The organism is Rhodococcoides kroppenstedtii (assembly GCF_900111805.1).
GTDB lineage: Bacteria > Actinomycetota > Actinomycetes > Mycobacteriales > Mycobacteriaceae > Rhodococcoides > Rhodococcoides kroppenstedtii.
This window is the reverse complement of the sequence record NZ_FOJN01000002.1, coordinates 382,343-402,333: the sequence shown is the minus strand read 5'-3', so window position 1 is coordinate 402,333 and position 19,991 is coordinate 382,343. Positions and strand designations below refer to the sequence as shown.

Annotated in this window: 18 protein-coding genes, 1 tRNA gene and 1 other RNA gene; 7 read left to right on the top strand and 13 right to left on the bottom strand. The window is 69.0% G+C overall.

Annotation, left to right across the window (positions count from 1 at the left end; translation table 11 throughout):
• Positions 1-27: 27 nt before the first annotated feature.
• From BMZ18_RS03960 to prfB, 10 genes are all read right to left on the bottom strand, one after another.
• Entirely contained in the window at positions 28-717 is a 690-nt protein-coding gene (locus BMZ18_RS03960) for an alpha/beta hydrolase (RefSeq protein ID WP_068365615.1), read from the bottom strand.
• Positions 718-816: 99 nt separating this feature from the next.
• Positions 817-1,187: a transfer-messenger RNA gene (gene ssrA, locus BMZ18_RS03955) on the bottom strand.
• A gap of 52 nt (positions 1,188-1,239) precedes the next feature.
• Complete coding sequence (locus BMZ18_RS03950) at positions 1,240-2,757, bottom strand: SDR family oxidoreductase (protein ID WP_068365627.1); 1,518 nt, start codon at positions 2,755-2,757, stop codon at positions 1,240-1,242.
• 50 nt (positions 2,758-2,807) lie between these two features.
• Positions 2,808-3,677, bottom strand: coding sequence for an EamA family transporter (locus BMZ18_RS03945; RefSeq protein WP_074921783.1), 870 nt, complete (start codon positions 3,675-3,677; stop codon positions 2,808-2,810).
• 25 nt (positions 3,678-3,702) lie between these two features.
• Complete coding sequence (smpB, locus tag BMZ18_RS03940; RefSeq protein ID WP_068101782.1) at positions 3,703-4,176, bottom strand: SsrA-binding protein SmpB; 474 nt, start codon at positions 4,174-4,176, stop codon at positions 3,703-3,705.
• A 130-nt stretch (positions 4,177-4,306) separates the two neighbouring features.
• On the bottom strand, positions 4,307-5,212 hold the full coding sequence (gene ftsX, locus BMZ18_RS03935; RefSeq protein WP_068365617.1) for a permease-like cell division protein FtsX: 906 nt from the start codon (positions 5,210-5,212) through the stop codon (positions 4,307-4,309).
• Between the two features lie 51 nt (positions 5,213-5,263).
• Entirely contained in the window at positions 5,264-5,953 is a 690-nt protein-coding gene (gene ftsE, locus BMZ18_RS03930) for a cell division ATP-binding protein FtsE (protein WP_068365618.1), read from the bottom strand.
• 87 nt (positions 5,954-6,040) lie between these two features.
• The gene (locus tag BMZ18_RS19595; protein WP_068365619.1) at positions 6,041-6,556 is read right to left on the bottom strand and encodes a hypothetical protein; all 516 of its coding nucleotides are present in this window, start codon (positions 6,554-6,556) and stop codon (positions 6,041-6,043) included.
• The gene (locus BMZ18_RS03920; RefSeq protein WP_068101793.1) at positions 6,553-7,440 is read right to left on the bottom strand and encodes a mechanosensitive ion channel family protein; all 888 of its coding nucleotides are present in this window, start codon (positions 7,438-7,440) and stop codon (positions 6,553-6,555) included. The genes BMZ18_RS19595 and BMZ18_RS03920 overlap by 4 nt, the downstream gene beginning before the upstream one ends.
• Before the next feature lie 3 nt (positions 7,441-7,443).
• The gene (gene prfB, locus BMZ18_RS03915) at positions 7,444-8,559 is read right to left on the bottom strand and encodes a peptide chain release factor 2 (RefSeq protein ID WP_068101796.1); all 1,116 of its coding nucleotides are present in this window, start codon (positions 8,557-8,559) and stop codon (positions 7,444-7,446) included.
• 39 nt (positions 8,560-8,598) lie between these two features.
• Here prfB and BMZ18_RS03910 point away from each other — a divergent pair, with 39 nt between their 5' ends.
• From BMZ18_RS03910 to BMZ18_RS03890, 5 genes are all read left to right on the top strand, one after another.
• Positions 8,599-9,423, top strand: a complete 825-nt coding sequence (locus BMZ18_RS03910) for an inositol monophosphatase family protein (protein ID WP_068365620.1) — start codon at positions 8,599-8,601, stop codon at positions 9,421-9,423.
• 93 nt (positions 9,424-9,516) lie between these two features.
• Entirely contained in the window at positions 9,517-10,926 is a 1,410-nt protein-coding gene (locus BMZ18_RS03905) for an acyl-CoA dehydrogenase family protein (protein WP_139203822.1), read from the top strand.
• Between the two features lie 28 nt (positions 10,927-10,954).
• Complete coding sequence (locus BMZ18_RS03900) at positions 10,955-12,169, top strand: acyl-CoA dehydrogenase family protein (protein ID WP_068101805.1); 1,215 nt, start codon at positions 10,955-10,957, stop codon at positions 12,167-12,169.
• 146 nt (positions 12,170-12,315) lie between these two features.
• On the top strand, positions 12,316-12,546 hold the full coding sequence (locus tag BMZ18_RS03895) for a hypothetical protein (RefSeq protein WP_068365622.1): 231 nt from the start codon (positions 12,316-12,318) through the stop codon (positions 12,544-12,546).
• A gap of 166 nt (positions 12,547-12,712) precedes the next feature.
• A complete protein-coding gene (locus BMZ18_RS03890; protein ID WP_074921781.1) occupies positions 12,713-13,630 on the top strand; it encodes a glycoside hydrolase family protein in 918 nt (305 codons plus the stop codon).
• Positions 13,631-13,821: 191 nt separating this feature from the next.
• Here the strand turns inward: BMZ18_RS03890 and BMZ18_RS03885 are convergent.
• Positions 13,822-13,898, bottom strand: a tRNA-Met gene (locus tag BMZ18_RS03885).
• A gap of 491 nt (positions 13,899-14,389) precedes the next feature.
• On the opposite strand from BMZ18_RS03885, the gene BMZ18_RS03880 reads away from it, so the two are divergent.
• Positions 14,390-14,920: a transglycosylase family protein gene (locus BMZ18_RS03880; RefSeq protein WP_068365624.1), complete on the top strand. Its 531-nt coding sequence runs from the start codon at positions 14,390-14,392 to the stop codon at positions 14,918-14,920.
• Between the two features lie 86 nt (positions 14,921-15,006).
• Here the strand turns inward: BMZ18_RS03880 and BMZ18_RS03875 are convergent, their stop codons facing one another.
• Positions 15,007-18,018: a UPF0182 family protein gene (locus tag BMZ18_RS03875; protein WP_170851438.1), complete on the bottom strand. Its 3,012-nt coding sequence runs from the start codon at positions 18,016-18,018 to the stop codon at positions 15,007-15,009.
• Between the two features lie 207 nt (positions 18,019-18,225).
• Here BMZ18_RS03875 and BMZ18_RS03870 point away from each other — a divergent pair, with 207 nt between their 5' ends.
• Positions 18,226-18,834, top strand: coding sequence for a PPA1309 family protein (locus BMZ18_RS03870; RefSeq protein WP_068101816.1), 609 nt, complete (start codon positions 18,226-18,228; stop codon positions 18,832-18,834).
• Positions 18,835-18,864: 30 nt separating this feature from the next.
• Here BMZ18_RS03870 and BMZ18_RS03865 read toward each other — a convergent pair whose 3' ends face one another.
• Positions 18,865-19,899: a YlbL family protein gene (locus BMZ18_RS03865; RefSeq protein WP_068365628.1), complete on the bottom strand. Its 1,035-nt coding sequence runs from the start codon at positions 19,897-19,899 to the stop codon at positions 18,865-18,867.
• Positions 19,900-19,991: the final 92 nt, after the last annotated feature.

The window sequence follows — 19,991 nt, the reverse complement described above, 5'->3', positions numbered from 1 at the left end:
GATCAGGATTTCGTTGGCGACGGCGAACTAGATGGGTCTGTCGGACTGACCGATCCGGTCTCTGACCGCAGGATCCGGGGCGAACAGGACATCTCGGACGGCCTCCCGCGTGAGACGTGACCACCGCCACGAGCAGTACAGCATGAAGTGCCCGGCGCCGCGCATCGAGACGAATCGTGCGGTGACACCGCGTCGCTCGGCCCTCGTCGTCGCGGCGTGCGAGAGCGTCGCGTCGGTCCACCGATCGCGGGTGCCGTGCGCGACGAGCAGGCGCGACCCCGGTGCCATCGTGTCGGTCTCGGTGCCGCTCGGCCACCACGGCGCCAGGGCCACCACACCGGCCACCGCGGGGTGGCCGGCCACCGCAGCCGCGGTCCGACCCCCCATCGAGTGACCGACCAGGACCACGCGTGTACCCGGGTCGCGTCCGCGGAGCACCTCGTCGATCGCCCACTGCGCATCGGCGACCGGGCTGCGCTCGGCACCGTTCCACCCCCGGTACCGACAACGCAGCAGCACCACGTCGGCGTCGGAGCCCACGGCTCGGCGCAGCATCCGGGCGATGGGGACCATGCGGAGGTACGACAGATGCCACGGGCGTACCGGGTCGTGACTGGCGACCTTGCCGCCGTGCAGGAGCAGCACGACGGGTGTCGACGACCCGGCGGAACCGGCGGAGCCGGTCCGGCCGTGCAGGGTGGGAGCGATCGGAGCCATGCTCTGTGTTCGTGGCCCCGCGCGCGACGGACGACCGCCTGTGGTGCAGTCGACGAGAAACGGCGGCCCGGACACTGGCCGTGTCCGAACCGCCGTTCGAGGTGGAGCTGCCGGGAATCGAACCCGGGTCCTGCGTCGTGTTACCAGGGCTTCTCCGTGTGCAGTTCGCTACGCCTCTGCTTGGATCTCCGGATCTCGCGAACACGTCCGGATGACGATCCCAGTCACTGTTGGATGTTCCACGTCAACCCGTGACCGGCTGACGCGGTGAGCCCTCTAGCTGATGCCAGTACCCGGCCCGAGGGCGAAACCGGACTGACAGACACGCAGTCGCTACTTAGGCAGCGAGTGCGTAGTCGCGCTGATTGGAATCGGCGCTTATATTTTTGCGATGACGCTTGCGGTGGTCTCTCGCCTGCACCGACACGCTTCCCCTGACTCGACGTACACAGTCGAAACCGTTCAGCCCCTTTCTCACCCGAGGGTGACGTTCACCCACCGATTTGCGGTGGGCTGCTCAGTCTAACGCGTCGCCGCGGGCGTTTCATCCCGGTTGTCGTGCGCGGCGCGTTCGGCCTTGGTGGTGATGTTCTCGAGCATGCCGCGGAAGATCACGCCGTGGAACGGCATGATGGCGAACCAGTACAGTCGGCCGCCCAGACCACGCGGGAAGAAGATCGCCCGCTGCTCGTAGCGGGACGTACGTCCGCCGTCCCGCGGGATCACTCGCAGTTCGAGCCACGCTCCGCCCGGGGCCTTCATCTCGGCACGCAGGCGCAGGAGCGATCCCCGGTCGATCTCCTCGACCCGCCACCAGTCGAGCGCCTCCCCGGTGTGCAGTCGGCGGGGGTCGCGGCGTCCGCGCTTGAGCCCGACCCCGCCGACGATCTTGTCCATCCAGCCGCGGATGACCCACGCGACCGGGAAGGAGTACCACCCGTTCTCGCCGCCGATGCCCTCGACGACGTCCCACAGCAGTTCCGGCGGTGCCTCGCAGTCTCGCGCTCGCTCGTCCAGATAAACGACCTCACCGGCCCAGTCGGGGTCGGACGGCAGCGGATCGGAGGGCGCGCCGGCGTCCGTGGCGTTGGACCAGGTGGTCTCGACCTCGCCGTCCTCGATACGCCGCAGCGCGAGGCGCACCGACTCCGCGTACCGCGTCAGGCCACCGTCCGGCGGCGGGATCACCCGGTCGATGTCCCGCTCGTGCGCGATGGCGTCGTACTGAAGGGACTCGATGAGCGGCATGGCCAGTCCCCGCGGGATCGGCGTCACCAGGCCGATCCAGTGACCGGCCAGGCGCGGTGTCAGGACGGGCAGCACCAGCATGCGTCTCTTCCGGAGACCCGCGACGGACGCGTAGGTGTTCATCATCTCGCCGTACTGCATGACGTCGGGACCGCCGATGTCCCAGGTGCGTGACGTCTCGAACGGCGCCTTGGCCGACTCGATCAGGTAGTGCAGGACGTCGCGCACCGCGATCGGCTGGATCTGGTTGTGCACCCACTTCGGCGTCGTCATGACCGGCAGGCGGTTGGTGAGATGCCGAATCATCTCGAACGAGGCGGACCCGGACCCGATCACCACGCCCGCCTGCAGCACCACGGTGAACACCCCGGACTCGACCAGGATGCGGCCGACCTCGGCGCGCGACTTCAGGTGCGGCGAAAGGTCGCCCGTCTCGGGATGGAGCCCGCCGAGGTAGACGATGCGCCGGACCCCGGCCCCCTTCGCGGCCTCGGCGACGTTTTCCGCACTCTGCCGCTCGGCCTCGGCGAAGTGGTCGGACCCGCCCATGGAATGCACGAGGTAGTAGACGACGTCGACGTCCCGGAACGCGTCGTCGAGCGACTCGCGATCGGACAGGTCGCCCTGGACCACCTCGACGCCGTCGGCCCACGGCACGTCGCGCAGTTTCTGCGGGGACCGCGCGAGGACGCGCACGCGGTACCCCGCCTCCTGCAACCGCGGAGCGAGTCGGCCCCCGATGTAGCCGGTGGCCCCGGTGACCAGGACGCGCGTTCCCGCAGAATCGTTCATGCACTCCATTCGTAGCAGAGGTGCGCCGCCAACGAGGTCGAGCGAACCGCTCAGCCCGTTCCCGCGATCAGCGCGACGGCCCCCAGCGCGACCACCATGCCCACCTTCTGCACGGTGCCCACCCGCTCGCCGAGCATCACCATCGCCAGGAGCACCGTCGCCGCCGGGTACAGGGACGCGATGACGCTGGTCAGTGAGAGCAACCCGTCCTGGAAGGCGAAGAGCAACGCGGCGTTGGCGACGACGTCGAGCACCGCGATACCGGCCGCGAGGTGCAACACGCTGCCGCGCGGCGCCGAGAACGCGCGCGTCGACAGCGCCACGATCCAGACCAGAGCGGTCGCGGCGAGCCGGCTGGCCAGGAGAGGCCAGAGTCCGGTGTCGTCACCTCCGGCCTGATCGAGGCAGACGAAGGTCGCCGCGAACGCCACCCCGGATGCCACCGTGAGCAGAGCGATGCGCGGCGTGAACCGCAGGACCCGACCGCCCGCGACCTCGCCGGCCGCCTCGTCCGGTGACTCCCGACTGACCAGCACCACCGCGACGAGAGCGGCGACGATGCCGACGTAGGCGAGTGCGCTCGGTCGCTCGCCCACCGCGAGACCGATCACCACGGGAACCCCGGCCACGAGCACGGCGGTGACGGGTGAGACGACGGCCATCGGCCCGCCCGCCAGCGCCAGGTAGAACCACCAGACCGCGACGCCGCCGGCGACACCCGACAATGCGCCCCACACCAGGGACGACGGCGTCGGCGATCCCCCGACGAGCGGCACGGCCACGGCGACGACGACAACCGAGACGGGATACGACACGATCACCACGCGCAGTGCGGCGACCCGGCGCGAGGCGACTCCGCCCACGAAATCGCTGACGCCGTAACCGACGGCCGCGACCAGGGCGAGGAGAACGGCGGTCAGCGCATTCCCCCGACGACGGAGGTCGTCATCTCATACCCTTGATTCTGCGACCGAGTTCGCGGGTCACCTCGCGCTCGGCGGTACGTCGGGCGAGGTCCTGCCGCTTGTCGTAGTCCTGCTTGCCCTTCGCGAGGGCGAGTTCGACCTTGACCTTGCCCTCGTTGAAGTACATCGACAGGGGCACCAGGGTGATGTTGCCTTCGCGCGTCTTCCCCACGAGGTGCTCGATCTCGCGCTTGTGCAGCAGCAGCTTGCGGTTCCGCCGCGGGGCGTGGTTGGTCCAGCTTCCCTGCGTGTACTCGGGGATGTGCAGTCCGCGCAGCCAGACCTCGCCGTCGTCGACGGTGGCGAACGCGTCCGCCAGCGACGCCTTGCCGTCGCGCAGGCTCTTCACCTCGGTACCGACGAGCGCGACGCCGGCCTCGTAGACGTCCAGGATGGTGTAGTTGTGGCGGGCCTTGCGATTGGTCGCAATGGCCTTGCGACCCTTCTCCTTCACAGCGTGCATCCCCTTCGTCGGGTCGAGAGTGATCGGGCGGAACCGCGGTGATCGAACACGGAACCGCCCGAACCAAGAATAAGGACGGCGTCCAGCCGTTTGTTCCCCGGCGAGCGCCTCGTGCGGTTCTCTAGTGCCGCACGTAGAGACGCAACGTCACGTAGGACGTCACGGTCGCCATCCCGACGCCGACCACCAGGAGGACCGGCGAGACCAGCAGCACGTCGCTCGTGGTGATCCGCGCGAGGATGTTCGCCTGGTAGAGGTCACCGAGGACGGAGTCGACGAAGCCGACCTTCGCGGTGAACAACCCGGCGATCGCCAACGCCGCGCCGATCAAGGACGCCACCACCGCCTCGAGCAGGAACGGCAGCTGGGTGTACCAGCGGGTGGCACCGACGAGGCGCATGATCCCCACCTCCGTGCGGCGGGTGAACGCGGCGATCTGCACCATGTTGGCGATGAGCAGCACGGCCGCGATCGCCTGCACCACGGCCACGGCGAAGGCCGCGTTGCGCACTCCCGCCAGCACACTGAACAGGCGGTCGACCAGGTCCCGCTGGTTGAGCACGCTCTGCACGCCCGGCCGCAGCCCGAACTGGTCCTCGATCACCCCGAACCGCTCCGGATCGCTCAACTTCACCTTGAACGACGCCGGGAAGCTGTCGGGTGAGACCAACGACGCGACCTCCGGCTGATCGCGGAACACCCGCTCCGTCGCGTCCGCGACGGCGTCGTCCCGGTTGAGGTACTGCACCGACACGACCGAGGGAGCGGACTCGAGGTCGGACCGCAGGCTCGCGCAAATGTCCGAGGTGCACTGCGGGTCCGACGTGGAGATGTCGTCGGTCAGGAAGATCTGCACCTCGACACGATCGAGGAAGATCTGCTGGGTCTTGTTGGCCATCTGCACGACCAGAAGGCCGCCGCCGAACAGGCCGAGCGAGATCGCCGTCGTCAGGATCATCGCGATGGTCATGGTGATGTTCCGGCGAAGGCCGGTGAGGACCTCGCCGAACAGGAAGCTTGCGCGCACTGGTCGTCTTTCGTCTGCGGTCTGTGGTGTCTGCCGGTGTGCGGGGCGGGGTCAGCGGCCGACGCCGTAGACGCCGCGCGCCTCGTCGCGCACCACGCGTCCGTTGTCGAGTTCGACCACGCGGCGGCGCATCGAGTCGACGATGTGGTTGTCGTGCGTGGCCATCAGCACCGTCGTCCCGGTGCGGTTGATGCGCTCGAGCAGCAGCATGATGTCCTGGCTCGTGTCGGGATCGAGGTTGCCGGTGGGCTCGTCGGCGAGCAGGACCAGCGGCCGGTTGACGAACGCGCGGGCCACCGCGACCCGCTGCTGCTCACCGCCGGAGAGTTCGCTGGGCAACCGGTCGGCCTTGCCGGACAAACCGACGAGGTCCAGGACCTCGGGCACCGTGCGCTCGATCATCGCGCGCTGCTTGCCGATCACCTCGAGGGCGAACGCGACGTTCTCGGACACCGTCTTGTTCTGCAGGAGGCGGAAATCCTGGAACACGCAGCCGATGGACTGACGCAGCTTCGGCACGCGCCGACCGGCCAACTTGGTGACGTGGAAGTCCGCGACGCGGATGTCGCCCGAGGTGGGCACCTCCTCGCGGAGGAGCAGCCGCATGAACGTGGACTTCCCCGATCCCGACGGACCGATGAGGAAGACGAACTCCCCCTTGTCGATGGTCACGGAGACCTTGTCCAACGCGGGGCGTGTCGACGACTTGTAGGACTTCGAGACGATCTCCACGCTGATCACGGGTCGCCAGTGTAGCCACCGCGCCCCGGAGTCACGGCGCTGCGACGCGCGGGGACGGCGGCGGTCGCGACGGCCGCGGGGCGGACGTCAGGGCGCCGTGGTGGTCGTCGCCGGTGGGCCGAAGCCCGGAATGATCGGCAACTGCAGCCCCGGTGCCCGGGTGGTGGTGGTCGGCGCCGTGGTCCCGGTGACCGAGGTACCGGGATTCGCGCCGTCGGCGTCCGGGTCCTGCGTCGGCGTGACGGCGGTGGTGGTCGGCGTGGCCGAGGTGACCGTCGGCGCGACCGTCGAGCTCGGCACAGGGGCCGGTGACGTCGTCTCGACGGGCGTCGGTGGGACGTAGACCGGCGAGTTCTCGTTCAGCGTCGGGTCGAAGCGCACCGCGTTCCACAACAGCAGCACCAGGAGGAACGCGACGACCATCGCGACGGTCGTCGTCCGGAACCCGCCGGGAAGGTGGCTGGGGACGCGGGAGAGCCAACCCATGCCGGGTCGCGTCGGAGTCCGTTCCCCGTGTCCGACGGGCACCTGCTCGGGGCGGTCGCGATCGGGGTCCGGCCGTTCGGGGGTCGGCCCGTCGGGGGTCTGCTGGTCGGGTGTCACTGCGCACTCCCCACCGGACGGTCGGCCGACAGCTCCGGCGAGACGGTGATGCCGTTGCGCCGCAAGGTGATGGCGATACGTGCGCGCAGTTCACGTCCGACCTCGAACTGCTTGCCGGGCAGGGTGCGCGCGACCAGCCGGAGATTCACCTGGTCGACCTCGATGCTCTCGACACCCATCACGGTCGGCTCGTCGAGCAGGAGTTCGGCGAGTCGGCGGTCCCGGTGCGCCTCCTGACCGACGGTGCGTAGCAGCTCGGTGACCGCGGAGAGGTCGGCCGTCGGCGGCACCGGGACGTCGATGACGGCGCGGGCCCAGTCCTTGGACAGGTTCACTGCCTTGACGATCTGGCCGTTCGGGACGGTGATCACCTCGCCCTCGGCCGACCGGACCCGGGTCACGCGGAGCGTGACGTCCTCGACGGTGCCGACGGCGTCACCGGCCGTGCCGGTGATGGCGAGCTGAACGACGTCGCCGTAGCCGTACTGCCGCTCGGTGATGATGAAGAAGCCCGACAGAATGTCCTGCACGATGCGCTGAGCGCCGAAGCCCAGCGCGGCACCGAGCACCGTCGCGGGCGCGACGAGGCTGGTGATGGGAAATCCGAGACGCTGCAGCACCCGGATGGCGACCAGGACGTAGATCAGCGCGATGACGACCCAGGTCACCACCTGGGCCACCGAGTGCCGATGCTTGGCGGTCTCGGTGCGGATCAGCGCATCGGTCTGCTGGTACGTGCGGTCGATGCGCCCCGTGATCTTCGCTCCGGCCCAGTTCACCGCGCGCGCGGCCAACATGCCGCCGAGAATCCACAGGACGATCTCGAGGAAGTTGTTCTGGAGCCAGAAGACGAAGTCCGGAGGAAGGGGCCAGACAGCGCTCACCGCTTACTCCCCGTCGGCACGCATCCGCCACCGGATGCCGGACTCGATGAACCCGTCGATGTCACCGTCCAGCACCGCCGACGGATTGTTGACCTCGTGCTCCGTCCGCAGGTCCTTGACCATCTGGTACGGATGCAGCACGTACGACCGCATCTGATTTCCCCACGAGCTACCCCCGTCGCCCTTGAGCGCGTCCATCTCGGCGCGTTCTTCCTTGCGTTTGACCTCGAGCAGCTTGGCCTGGAGCACGCGCATGGCGGACACCTTGTTCTGCAGCTGCGACTTCTCGTTCTGACAGGTCACCACGATGCCCGTCGGGATGTGCGTCAGACGCACCGCCGAGTCCGTGGTGTTGACCGACTGGCCGCCGGGTCCCGACGACCGGTAGACGTCCACGCGGACGTCGTTCTCCGGGATGTCGATGTGGTCGGTGGTCTCCACCACGGGAAGGACCTCGACCTCGGCGAACGACGTCTGCCGTCGGCCCTGGTTGTCGAACGGGCTGATCCGTACCAGCCGGTGCGTGCCCTGCTCGATGGACAGCGTGCCGTAGCTGTAGGGCGCCTTGACCGCGAACGTCGCGCTCTTGATCCCCGCCTCCTCGGCGTAGGAGGTGTCGTAGACCTCGACGCCGTACCCGTGCTTCTCCGCCCAGCGGATGTACATCCGCATGAGCATCTCGGCCCAGTCCGCCGCGTCGATGCCGCCCGCCCCCGAGCGGATGTTGACCAGGGCGTCGCGCTTGTCGTACTCGCCCGAGAGCAGGGTCCGCACCTCGAGCTGCTCGATGTCCCCGTGGAGGGACAGCCGCTCCGCGTCCGCGTCCGCCGTCGCCTCGGCGGCGGCCGCACCCTCCTCGGCCTCGGCGAGTTCGTAGAGCACGGGCAGATCGTCGAGCCGCTGCCGCAGCTCCTCCACGCGGCGCAGTTCCGCCTGGGCGTGGCTGAGCGTGCTGGTGACCTGCTGCGCGTGCTCCTGGTCGTTCCAGAGCTCCGGGTCCGCCGCCTGGTGCTCGAGCTCGTCGATCCGGCGGCGCAGTTCCTCGACGTCGAGGACCGATTCCACCGTCTTGAGGGTCGTGTCGAGTTCGGCGATGTCAGCGGCTACGTCGGGATGCACGCAGACGAGGTTACCGCCAGCGCAGTAGCGTCCTGACCCGTGACTCCGTCCTCCCCCGAGACCACGCCCGACGATCTCCTCCTGGCACGGCAGCTCGCCGACGTCGCCGACGCCATCACCGCCGAGCGCTTCCTGGCCGTGGATCTGCGGGTCGACGACAAGCCCGATCTCACGCCCGTGTCGGACGCCGACCTCGCCGCCGAAACCGCCCTGCGCGAGGTGCTGTCGACCGAGCGGCCCGGCGACGACGTACTCGGCGAGGAGTTCGGCGGGCGCGCGTCGTTCTCCGGGCGACAGTGGGTGCTCGACCCGATCGACGGAACCAAGAGCTTCGTGCGCGGCGTGCCGATCTGGGCGTCCCTGATCGCGCTGTTGGTCGACGGCGTCCCGGTGGTCGGCGTGGTGAGTGCGCCGGCACTACGGCGGCGATGGTGGGCCGCGAGCGGCCTCGGCGCCTTCGCCTCGGTGGACGGCGGCGAGCCGCGCCGGCTGTCCGTCTCGACGGTCCGGTCGCCCGGGTCGGCCAGCCTGGGCTTCTCGTCGCTGTCCGGATGGAAGGACGCCGGACTACGGGAGTCCTTCCTCGATCTCACCGACGAGGTCTGGCGCGTGCGGGGGTACGGCGACTTCCTCTCCTATTGCTTCGTGGCGGAGGGCGCCGTCGACATCGCCGTCGAACCCGAGGTGTCGCTGTGGGACCTGGCCCCGCTCGACATCCTGGTGCGGGAGGCCGGGGGCCGCTTCGGCGGGCTCGACGGCACGCCGGGTCCGCACGCGGGCAGCGCGGTCGCCACCAACGGGCTACTGCACGATCACGTGCTGGGCGCGCTGCGACCGGCTCGGGGCACACAACGCCCGTTGTGACTCGCGGTAACTTACCGCGTGGTAGACAACCCAACTTACCGCCGAGTAAGATCGGGGCGTCCCCGACCGAACACCGAGAAACAGCTGGTGATCATGACGAAGAACGGCACCGCCCCTACCGCCGGCACGGGAGCCAAGCGCCCGGTGCGCGACACGTCCGCCCCCGGCCTGAATCCGATCAAGCGTGATGCCATCGGCACCGCGATGCGGGTCCTCACCAAGCTGACCGGGTCCGAGCTGGCCGAGAAGTACAACCTGCGCCAGACCGTCGACCGCGTGACGTACGAGAGCACCAAGACCGGATTCAAGACCCTCGGCGCCGCCACGCGCGCCTTCGGCAAGGTCTCCGGCGGCAGCGATCCCGCGCGACTGAGCGACTCGAGCACCAAGGGCTCGGACTACTTCGACCTCACGCCGGACGACGAGCAGAAGATGATCGTCGAGACCGTCCTCGAGTTCGCCGAGGAGATCATGCGCCCCGCCGCGCACGACGCGGACGAGGCCGCCGCATCGCCCGATGATCTGGTGGCCCGCGCCGCCGAGCTCGGCGTCACCATGATCAACGTTCCCGAGTCGCTCGACGGTGTGGCCACCGAGCGCAGCGCCGTCACCAATGCGCTGGTCGCGGAGGCCCTCGGGTACGGCGACATGGGCCTGGCCCTGCCGATCCTCGCGCCCAGCGGTGTCGCGGTCGCGCTCACCCAGTACGGGTCGGACGCGCAGCAGAAGACCTACCTGCCCGCGTTCAGCGGCGAGAAGGTTCCGGGCGCCGCCCTCGTGGTGACCGAGCCGCGCGCGCTGTTCGATCCGTTCGCGTTGCAGACCAAGGCCGTGCGCTCCCCCAGCGGCTACAAGCTCACGGGCATCAAGAGCCTCGTGCCTGCGGCCGCCTCGGCCGAGTTGTTCGTCGTGGCGGCCGAGCTCGACGGCAAGCCCGCCCTGTTCATCGTCGAGTCCGACAGCCAGGGCCTCGTGGTCGAGGCCGATCCGAGCATGGGTCTGCGCGCCGCCGGCCTCGGTCGGTTGCACCTCGACGACGTCGCCGTGCCGGAGGGCAACCTCCTCGGCGAGGCCGACGCCGCCACCCGCGTCGCCGACTACACCGACGCGATCCGGCTGTCCCGCCTCGGGTGGGCCGCACTCGCCGCCGGCACCTCGAAGGCCGTGCTGGACTACGTGGTGCCCTACGTCAACGACCGCACCGCGTTCGGCGAGCCGATCAGCCACCGCCAGGCGGTCGCCTTCATGGTCGCCAACATCGCGATCGAGCTCGACGGGCTGCGCCTGATCGTTCAGCGCGGTGCCTCTCGCGCCGAGCAGGGCCTCTCCTTCGCCCGCGAGGCCGCCCTCGCCCGCCGCTTCGCCACCGAGAAGGGCATGCAGATCGGTCTCGACGGTGTCCAGCTCCTCGGCGGCCACGGTTTCACCAAGGAGCACCCGGTCGAGCGGTGGTACCGCGACCTGCGTGCCGTCGGTGTCGCCGAGGGCGTCGTCCTGATCTGATTCCCCACCCACTTCCGAAGGAACTCTCATGATCAATCTCGAACTCCCTCGCAAGCTCCGGGCGGGGGCCAACCAGGCTCACCAGGTCGCGGCCGAGATCATGCGTCCGGTCTCGCGCAAGTACGACCTCGCCGAGCACGCCTACCCGGTCGAACTCGACACCATGGCCGCGATGATCGAGGGCATGTCCGACGCCGGCAACGAGGTCGGCGGCGCCAAGGGCGGCCGTGAATCCGGCGAGCCCAAGCCCAGCAAGACCGCCAACGCCAACGGCGGCAACATGGCCGCGCTGGTCAACGTCATCGAAACCTGCTGGGGCGACGTCGGTCTCACGCTGTCGGTGCCCTACCAGGGCCTCGGCAACTCGGCCATCGCCGCGGTCGCCACCGACGAGCAGCTCGAGCGCTTCGGCAAGGTGTGGGCCTCGATGGCCATCACCGAGCCCAGCTTCGGGTCCGACTCCGCGGCCGTCAGCACCACCGCCGTTCTCGACGGCGACGAGTGGGTGCTCAACGGCGAGAAGATTTACGTCACCGCCGGTGAGCGCTCCACCCACATCGTCGTGTGGGCCACCGTGGACAAGAGCAAGGGCCGCGCGGCCATCAAGTCGTTCGTCGTCCCGCGGGACGCACCGGGCCTCTCGGTCGCCCGTCTCGAGCACAAGCTCGGCATCAAGGCGTCCGACACCGCTGCGCTCCTGCTCGACAATTGCCGCATCCCCAAGGACAACCTGCTGGGATCGCCGGACGTCGACACCGACAAGGGTTTCGCGGGCGTCATGCAGACGTTCGACAACACTCGCCCCCTGGTGGCCGGCATGGCCATCGGCGTCGCCCGCGCCGCGCTCGAGGAGCTGCGCAGCATCCTCACCGAGGCCGGTGTCGAAATCGACTACGACGCACCGACGTACAGCCTGTCGGCTCCGGCGGCCGAGTACATCCGCCTCGAATCCGATTGGGAGGCGGCGTATCTGCTCGCCCTGCGCGCAGCGTGGATGGCGGACAACAAGGAGCCCAACAGTCTTCAGGCCTCCATGTCCAAGGCCAAGGCCGGACGCAGCGCCTCCGACATCACGCTCAAGGCCGTCGAGCTCGCCGGTACCCTCGGCTACTCGCAGCATCTCCTGCTCGAGAAGTGGGCGCGTGACTCCAAGATTCTCGACATCTTCGAGGGCACCCAGCAGATCCAGCAGCTGATCGTGGCGCGCCGCGTCCTGGGATTGAGTTCCGCACAGCTCAAGTGACGTCTCGCTGACACAGCACCGAACGGGCCCGACACTCCGGTGTCGGGCCCGTTCGGCGTGCGAGGGTGATTCGCATCGGTAGCGACGGCGCGGTTCGGGGTACTCACGGCTCGACAGAGCGACGAACACGCGCGAGGAGGCACCCGATGGCCGAGTGGGCGAAGAAGATCGAAGAGAAGACGAAGGAGTTCGTCGCCGAGGCCGAGGTCAACCTGGCGCACCTCGAAGGAGCGGACGCGGTCGATCTGGACGAGGCCGAGGACGGCGACTCGGCGGATCGAACTGCAGCCGCTCGGACCGCGACAGGTGGCGAGGTGACCGAGAACGACGCTCCCACCACCGGGTCGGTCTCCGAGGACCCCGATCTGCGGGACTGACCACACTGCTCCCGCCGGGTGCGTCGGGTGAGGGCCGGTCGACACACCCCACTCCTGTCACAACCCGGTATCGGTACCGCCGGTGACCGCCGACGAGGTTCCGCGGTCTGTCAGAGTTCGAGTTGTGACTCCCCGCCCGCGTCGTCGCGCTGCCGCCGCTGCCCTGATGGTCGCCGCGTGCACGATCGCCTCGCCCACGACGGCCTCGGCGCAGCCGGAAACCTGGCGGTACACCATGGTGGCGTTCAGCAACGCCAGTGACCGCGACCTGGACGTCTACGAGTCGTCGGACGGAACGTCGTTCACCGCTGCGCGCACATCGGCCTACCGTCCGCCGTCCGGCGTGGTGCGAGACCCGAGCATCATCCGACACACCGACGGCCTCTACCACCTCACCTACACGACGGTCGACGGCGCGACCATCGGGTTCGCCACCAGTCCGGACCGACTGACGTGGACATTCGGTGGGAATCACGCTCTGCCGTTGTGCTGCGCCTTCCTGCCCGGTACCGGTGATGGGCGTGGAGTCGTCGACCTCCCGTTGTTCGGATCGGCGGGCTCCTCCGACGGGCCGTCGCTGTCCCCGTACACCACCAAGGCCTGGGCGCCCGAATGGTTCGTCGACGGTGATGCGGTCCACGTCATCGTGTCGTTGTCCACCGGTGGAGGATTCGTCCCGCATCTGCTGACAGCGCAGAACGAGTCCCTGACGTCCTGGAGCGCCCCGCTGCCGATGGCGGGTCTGGGCGCCGATCGGATCGACACCACCGTCGTGAAGGTAGGTTCCGAGTACCACGCGTTCACCAAGAACGAGACGAAGAAAACCATCGAGCATCTGGCCTCACCCACCTTGGTCGGCCCGTATCGTCCACTGCCGCCGGGTGATTGGGGCGCCCTGCGCGAGGGGCCCGCCGTCGTCCAGCTGCCCGACGGCGCGTGGCGACTCTATCTGGACGCCTACACCGAGGGGCGCTACCTGTACTCGGACAGCGGCGACGGGCTGCGGACGTGGACCGAACCCCGGGAGCTCCCCGGGGTGTCCGGCACCGTCCGTCACATCGGCGTTCTGCGCGAGCCGGCCTGAGACCGGCTCCCGCCGGCGGGTCGGTAGACCGTTCCCGCTGACGCTGCACGCGTTCACGGACAGTGCACCGTCCGCGAACGCGTGGAGTAGCAGCGGGAATAGGTTCACAGAGTCCGCTGAAAGAAGAGCCCGCCACACCGACCCCGGGAACGACGAAAGCCGGCACCCTTTCGGATGCCGGCTTTCGCACGTGGTAGCGGGGACAGGATTTGAACCTGCGACCTCTGGGTTATGAGCCCAGCGAGCTACCGAGCTGCTCCACCCCGCGTCGACGTCGGGAACCTCTCGGCTCCGTCTGCGGCTGCAAGCGGTACTGCGTTCTTGCTGAACACGAAGTTACCGGACGGCATCGCCGGATTGCAAATCGCCTGCCCGACCGCCGAAAGTGCCTGGCCGGCGGCCGAAATCGTTGCTCCCCGAGGGTGATCCACGTCTCGCCGAGGCGGTGATCCCGCTCACGGAACGCCGTGCCCGTTCCGGCGGCGCAGACCCGGCGATCGCCCCGATCACCTGCACGGACGTCGCATCGACGCCGATCGGACCTCGGCGCGGGGTGCCACCCGGATGGGTCACGCCGACGTGACGACCCCGTGATCACTCCGTTACCGTCGCTCGCGGCCCACAACGAGGGCCAGGCCGACCCGCCGCTGGATTTCCCACTGCCCCGCGGGTCGGAGACCCGATATGCCACGGGGGCAGGGACCCGAGACACCGTCACGGTTCTCGCGTGTCCGACAGCGCCGAGAGGATTCACCCCGTATGACCACTGCACGAAACTTCACCACCCGCGCCCTCGGATACGCCGCAGTCGCCGGCGCCACCGTCGCGATCCCGCTCGGACTCGCCACCGGAACCGCAGGCGCCGCACCGACCCACAACTGGGACGGCGTCGCACAGTGCGAGAGCGGTGGCAACTGGGCGATCAACACCGGCAACGGCTACTACGGCGGCCTGCAGTTCTCCCAGAGCACCTGGGAGGCCAACGGTGGCTCGGGCATCGCGTCCAACGCGTCGAAGGCCGAGCAGATCCGCGTCGCCGAGAACGTGCTGGCCACCCAGGGCGTCGGCGCCTGGCCGGTCTGCGGTCAGTACCTGACCCAGGGCTCGTCCGCGCCGTCCGAGGTGCCCGCCGAGGCGCCCGCTCCGGCTCCGGCTCCCGCCGCCGCACCCGCGCCGGCTCAGCAGTACATCGACCAGGGCGCTGCCGTGGCCGACCAGTACGGCGTCGGCCAGCAGTACCGCGACTTCGTCGCCGCCAACGCCGAGGTGCTCGCCGGACTGGGTCGCTGACACCCGGTTCACGACGCTCGCAACAGCAGAACGGCCGTACCCCCTCGGGGTGCGGCCGTTCTGTTGCGTGGACACGAGGGCCGGTGTCAGCCGCCCACGCGGTTGTACTCGTCGATCGCTCGCTGGAGGTTGTCGAACGCCTGACCCAACTGGGCAAAGTCACCCGACTGCTGCGCCGTCCGCACGGCCGCGAGCGCCGAGTTCAGATTGCTCACCGCCGCGTTCCGGTCGGCCGGTGCCGGTGTGGACGGCGCCGGCGTGGACGGAGCCGGGGTGGCCTCACCCTCGGCCGGCGTGGCCGTACCCGGCGTTCCCGTGCTCGGCGTGTTCGCTTCCTCCTCGGCCTGCGGGGTGGCGGCGTCGCCGCCCGGTGCCGTGGCCACGTTGCCGGTTCCGGCCCCGAAGACCTGGTCCAGCGCCTCGGCCAACGTCGCGGCATACCCGACGCGCACGCCTCCCCCCGCACCCGGCTCGCGGTAGCTCACCAGCACACGCGACAGCTGCGGGAAGGTGGCCGCGTTCGCCGTGTTGCGTTCGGTGTAGAGCGGCTCGACGTAGAGAATGCCGCCCTGCGCGATCGGCAGCGTCAACAGGTTGCCGTACTGGATACGGTTGGACTGCTGGAGCAGTGTCCGGTCCGACGCCACACGGGTGTCCGACGTCATGGAGTTCTGCGCCTGCTGCGGACCCTGGGTCTGCGTGTCCGTCGGCAACTGCAACACCGTGAACTTGCCGTAGTTCTCCGGGTCCGACCGCACCGAGATGTACGCGGACAGCAACTCACGGTTGAAGCCCACCATCGCACTCGTCAGGCGGAACGACGGCTGCCCGGTGTCCGGGTCGCCGATCAGGACGTAGTACGGCGGCTGGTTCAGGTTGGTGCCGCCCTCGACCGTCGGGTCGCTCGGCACCGACCAGAAGGCGTTGTTGGTGAAGAACTCGCCGGGATCGTTCACGTGGTACTTCGCGAGCATCTCGCGCTGCACCTTGAACAGGTCCTCCGGGTACCGGAAGTGCTGGCGCAGTTCGTCGGTGATGTTCTCCTCCGGCTGCACCGCTCCCGGGAACGCGGCCATCCAGGCCTTCAACACCGGATCGTTCTGGTCGACCTGGTACAGGTTCACCGACCCGTCGTAGGCGTCGACGGTGGCCTTGACCGAGTTGCGGATGTAGGACACCTCCTCGCGCGGCAGCAGGCGACCGGTGTTGGCGTCGATGCTGTCCTGCACCAGACCCTCGAGCGAGCTGCGCTGCGCGTAGGGGTACTGGTCCAGCGTGGTGTACGCGTCGACGATCCAGACGATCTTGCCGCCGACCACGGCCGGGTAGGAGTTGCCGTCGGCAGTCAGCCACGGGGCGACCTTCTGCACGCGCTCACGCGGGTCGCGGTTGAAGATGATCTTCGACTCGTCGCCGATGGCGCTGGAGAACAAGATGTTGCGCTCGGTGTACTTGGCGGCGAACGCCAACCGATTGAACCAGTTGCCGATGTCGACGCCGCCCGACCCGGTGTAGGTGTAGCGCGAGGTGTCGGTGTCGTACTCGCGAGCCTCGCCCTCGTTCGCCCCGACGATGGCGTAGTCGGGGTTCGACGACGCGATGACCTCGCCGTAGTAGATGCGCGGCTGCTCGACCGGGATGACCTGATCGCCCGCGGCCTGCGACGCGAGGTCGCTGACCGTGTAGATCGGGTAACCCGAGTTGGAATTGGACTCGGCGTTGGTCGCGTCCTGCACCGCCGCGTTGACGCGGTTGGCCGGGGCCGCGACGAAGCCGTTGCCGTGGGTGTAGACCGTGTGCCGGTTGATCCAGTCGGTCTGGTTGCCGGTGAGGCTGCTCGGGGAGAGCTCACGGGCGGCCACGATGTAGTCCTGCAGCTGACCGTCGATCTCGTACCGGTCGACGTCCAGCGTGGACGGGAACCCGTAGAAGTTCTTGAGCTGCTGCTGCTGGGTGAAGGTGCGGGAGAGCACGTTCGGGTCCAGCAGGCGGGTGTTGGCGATGGTGGTCTGATCCGCCGGGACGTCACGCGGGGACGCGGTGCCGACGCCCGGGTAGTCCTCGTAGGTCACCGTGTCGTCGGTGATGCCGTAGGCGTCTCGTGTGGCGGTGATGTTCCGCTCGATGTACGAGCGCTCCTTGTCCGCGGCGTTGGGTCGCACGGAGAACTGCTCGACGACCAGGGGCCACACGGCGCCGACCAGGATCGAGGACAGCACGAGCAGCGCGGTGGCGAGCGCGGGGATCCGCAGGTCGCGCAGGAAGATGGCCGCGAAGAACGCCCCCGCACAGATGACGGCGATCGCCAGCAGGATCAGCTTGGCCGGCAGCACGGCGTTGATGTCGGTGAAGCCCGGACCGGTGAACGTCGGTTCCTTGCGGCTGCTCGACAGCAGCGCGTAGCGGTCGAACCAGTACGCCACGGCCTTCAGCACGACGAACGTGCCGGCCAGCACGGCCAGCTGCACGCGTGCGGACGAGGTGAGCGCACCCTCGCGGCCGCTGAGGCGCAGGCCGCCGAAGATGTAGTGCGTGACCAGTGCCGCGAAGAACGCCAGCACGACGGCGACGAAGAGCCAGTTGAGAATCGAGCGATAGAACGGAAGATCGAAGGCGTAGAAGCCGACGTCCAGATCGAACTGCGGATCGCGAACCCCGAAGGAACCGCCGTGCAGGAACATCTGCACCGTGATCCAGTTGCCCTGCGCCACCAGGCCGCTCAGCACACCGATGATCACCGGAACGCCGACACCGAACAGGCGAAGTCGCCCCATGACGGTCGTGCGATAGCGGGCGATCGGGTCGTTCGGACCCGCGGTGGGAACGAACACCGGACGGGACCGGTACGCGAAAGCCAACGCGCCGAACACGATTCCGCCGACGAGGACCGCGACCACGAGGAACGTGATCAGGCGGGTCAGCAACACCGTCGTGAAGACGTTGCGGAAGCCCACCTCGCCGAACCACAGCCAGTCCGTGTACGTGTCCACCAACCGGGGACCGACGAGCAACAGCACGGCCACCACGACCGCGACGACGAGCAGGGTACGACCGCGTCTCGACAGAGACGGCATGCCGGTTGGGGGCCTCATGCCCACGTGTCACACTCCAAGGTCTTTCGCGAGCACAGGTCGTGACACCACCGAGCGTGACACCACCGAGCGACACCGCATGTCCGTTTCGGACCACTGTACGGACAGCGTGCCTTCGCCGGGTGGGGGGCTCGGCCGACACCCGGTCGGTGCGAGAATGACGGCCGTGACGCGCAGGACGACCGGCAGAGCGACCAGCGAGAGGCAGACATCGTGACCGACTTCGGGGACGTGACCGGTGAGGCCGCGCTCGCACGCGCCGTGCGCGAGATGGTGGCGTTCGTCGAGGCCTCCGGCTGGGACCAGGGGCCGCAACTCTTCGCGTTGGTCCCCACGGAGGATCTGGTGGCCGCCGAACCGGGCCTGCTCGCCGAACTCGAGGACGGCGCGGTGCTGACCCCGATCGCGCAGGACCGACTGCCGGCGGACGTCGCGGGTGGGTCACGTGCTCTCGACGAGTTCCTGGGCACCACCAGCTGGCCGTCGTCGGTCGCCGGCTGCGCGCTGGTGGAGGAGATCGTCGTCCTGCCGCCCGACGCGGAGGCCGACCTCGACAGCGCCCTCGCTCCCCTGCTGTCGGATCGCGACGCCGCCGACCACGCGGCCCGCGTCGCGGCCGAGGAACATCCCGGCCGACGCGACGCGCGGCTGATCGTCGGGGTCCTGCGCGACGGTCCGTCGCTGGCGCTGCTGCAGCTTCGCCCCGAGGACGAGGACGACGACGGCTTCGGATCCGACGGTGACCTGTTGACGTACGACGACCTCGCGCCGAACGTCGTGGCGGCCCTCTACGCCACCCTCGACGCCGAACCCGAGGACTGACCCGAAGACCGACCAGACCAGCGCAGGCGACTAGCAGCTCGGTGCGTCGCCGCCCGCGGCGAGACTGTCGAGCGCGTCGACCGCGCCGCCCACGTCCGTCACCCGCACGAGGCGCAGTCCGTCCGGCGCGTTCGCGGCGGCCTCGGCACAGTTGTCCGTCGGCACCAGGAACGTCGTGGCGCCCGCCTCGCGGGCGGCGACCAGCTTGTACGGGATGCCGCCGATGGGTCCGACGGTGCCGTCCGGGTCGATGGTCCCGGTGCCGGCGACGAACGCCCCGCCGCTCAGGTCACCCGGAGACAGTTTGTCGATCACCGCGAGGGTGAACATCAGACCGGCCGACGGTCCCCCGACGTCGGCCAGGTTGAACCGAACCTCGAACGGCACGTCGGGCTCCTCGGCGAGCGTCACGCCGAGATAGCCGCGCTCTCCGTCGTCCGGCCGCGGACCGACGGTGACCGTGCGTGTGAACGGAGCGTCTTCACGGACCCCGTCGATGGTCACCTCGTCGCCCGGCGCGAGGGCACCGACGGCGTTGCGCACGTCCTCGGGGGTCTCGACGGCCGTGCCGTTCACCGCGGTCACGAGGTCCCCGTCGCGCAACACGCTCGCCGCCGGCACGTCCTCGCCGACCTCGGCGATCGTCAACTCGGTCGGTAAATCGAGGTAGCGCAGCGCGGCCAGTTCGGCGCTGTTCTCGGACTGCGCGAAGTCCGCCTGATTGGCCTGCTCGACCTCCTCGCGGCTGCGGTCCGGCGGGTAGACCTGATCGCGCGGAACCAACCCCTGCCGTCCGGTGAGCCACAGGCCGAGGGCGTCGAAGACGGTGAGGCCGTCGCGCACCGCCACGGTGGTCATGTTGAGGTGCCCGCTCGGCCGGTCGATCTCCGTCGCACCCGTGGGATCCTCGACGTCGACCACCGGTGTGCCGTCGACGTCCCCGAGGGTGTCGAACGTCGGACCGGGACCCAGCGCGGCGAACGGGACGACGACCGTCGACCCGAGCACTCCGAGCACCACCACGGGCAGCAGTGCGACCAGCAGCGTCGCGATCCGTCGATTCACGGGAACCACCCTAGAGAACTCGACGGACGAGGCGGTGTTCGCGCTCGGCGCACGCCGAGGCCGGGTCCGCAGCGAGGTCGAGCCAGTACCGT

Coding starts and splice junctions, on each gene's coding strand:
- BMZ18_RS03895 (WP_068365622.1), top strand. CDS start 12,316: ATGGCCGAGTGGGCGAAGAAGATCGAAGAGAAGACGAAGGAGTTCGTC.
- BMZ18_RS03880 (WP_068365624.1), top strand. CDS start 14,390: ATGACCACTGCACGAAACTTCACCACCCGCGCCCTCGGATACGCCGCA.
- BMZ18_RS03960 (WP_068365615.1), bottom strand. CDS start 717: ATGGCTCCGATCGCTCCCACCCTGCACGGCCGGACCGGCTCCGCCGGT.
- BMZ18_RS03950 (WP_068365627.1), bottom strand. CDS start 2,757: ATGAACGATTCTGCGGGAACGCGCGTCCTGGTCACCGGGGCCACCGGC.
- BMZ18_RS03905 (WP_139203822.1), top strand. CDS start 9,517: ATGACGAAGAACGGCACCGCCCCTACCGCCGGCACGGGAGCCAAGCGC.
- BMZ18_RS03890 (WP_074921781.1), top strand. CDS start 12,713: ATGGTCGCCGCGTGCACGATCGCCTCGCCCACGACGGCCTCGGCGCAG.
- BMZ18_RS03900 (WP_068101805.1), top strand. CDS start 10,955: ATGATCAATCTCGAACTCCCTCGCAAGCTCCGGGCGGGGGCCAACCAG.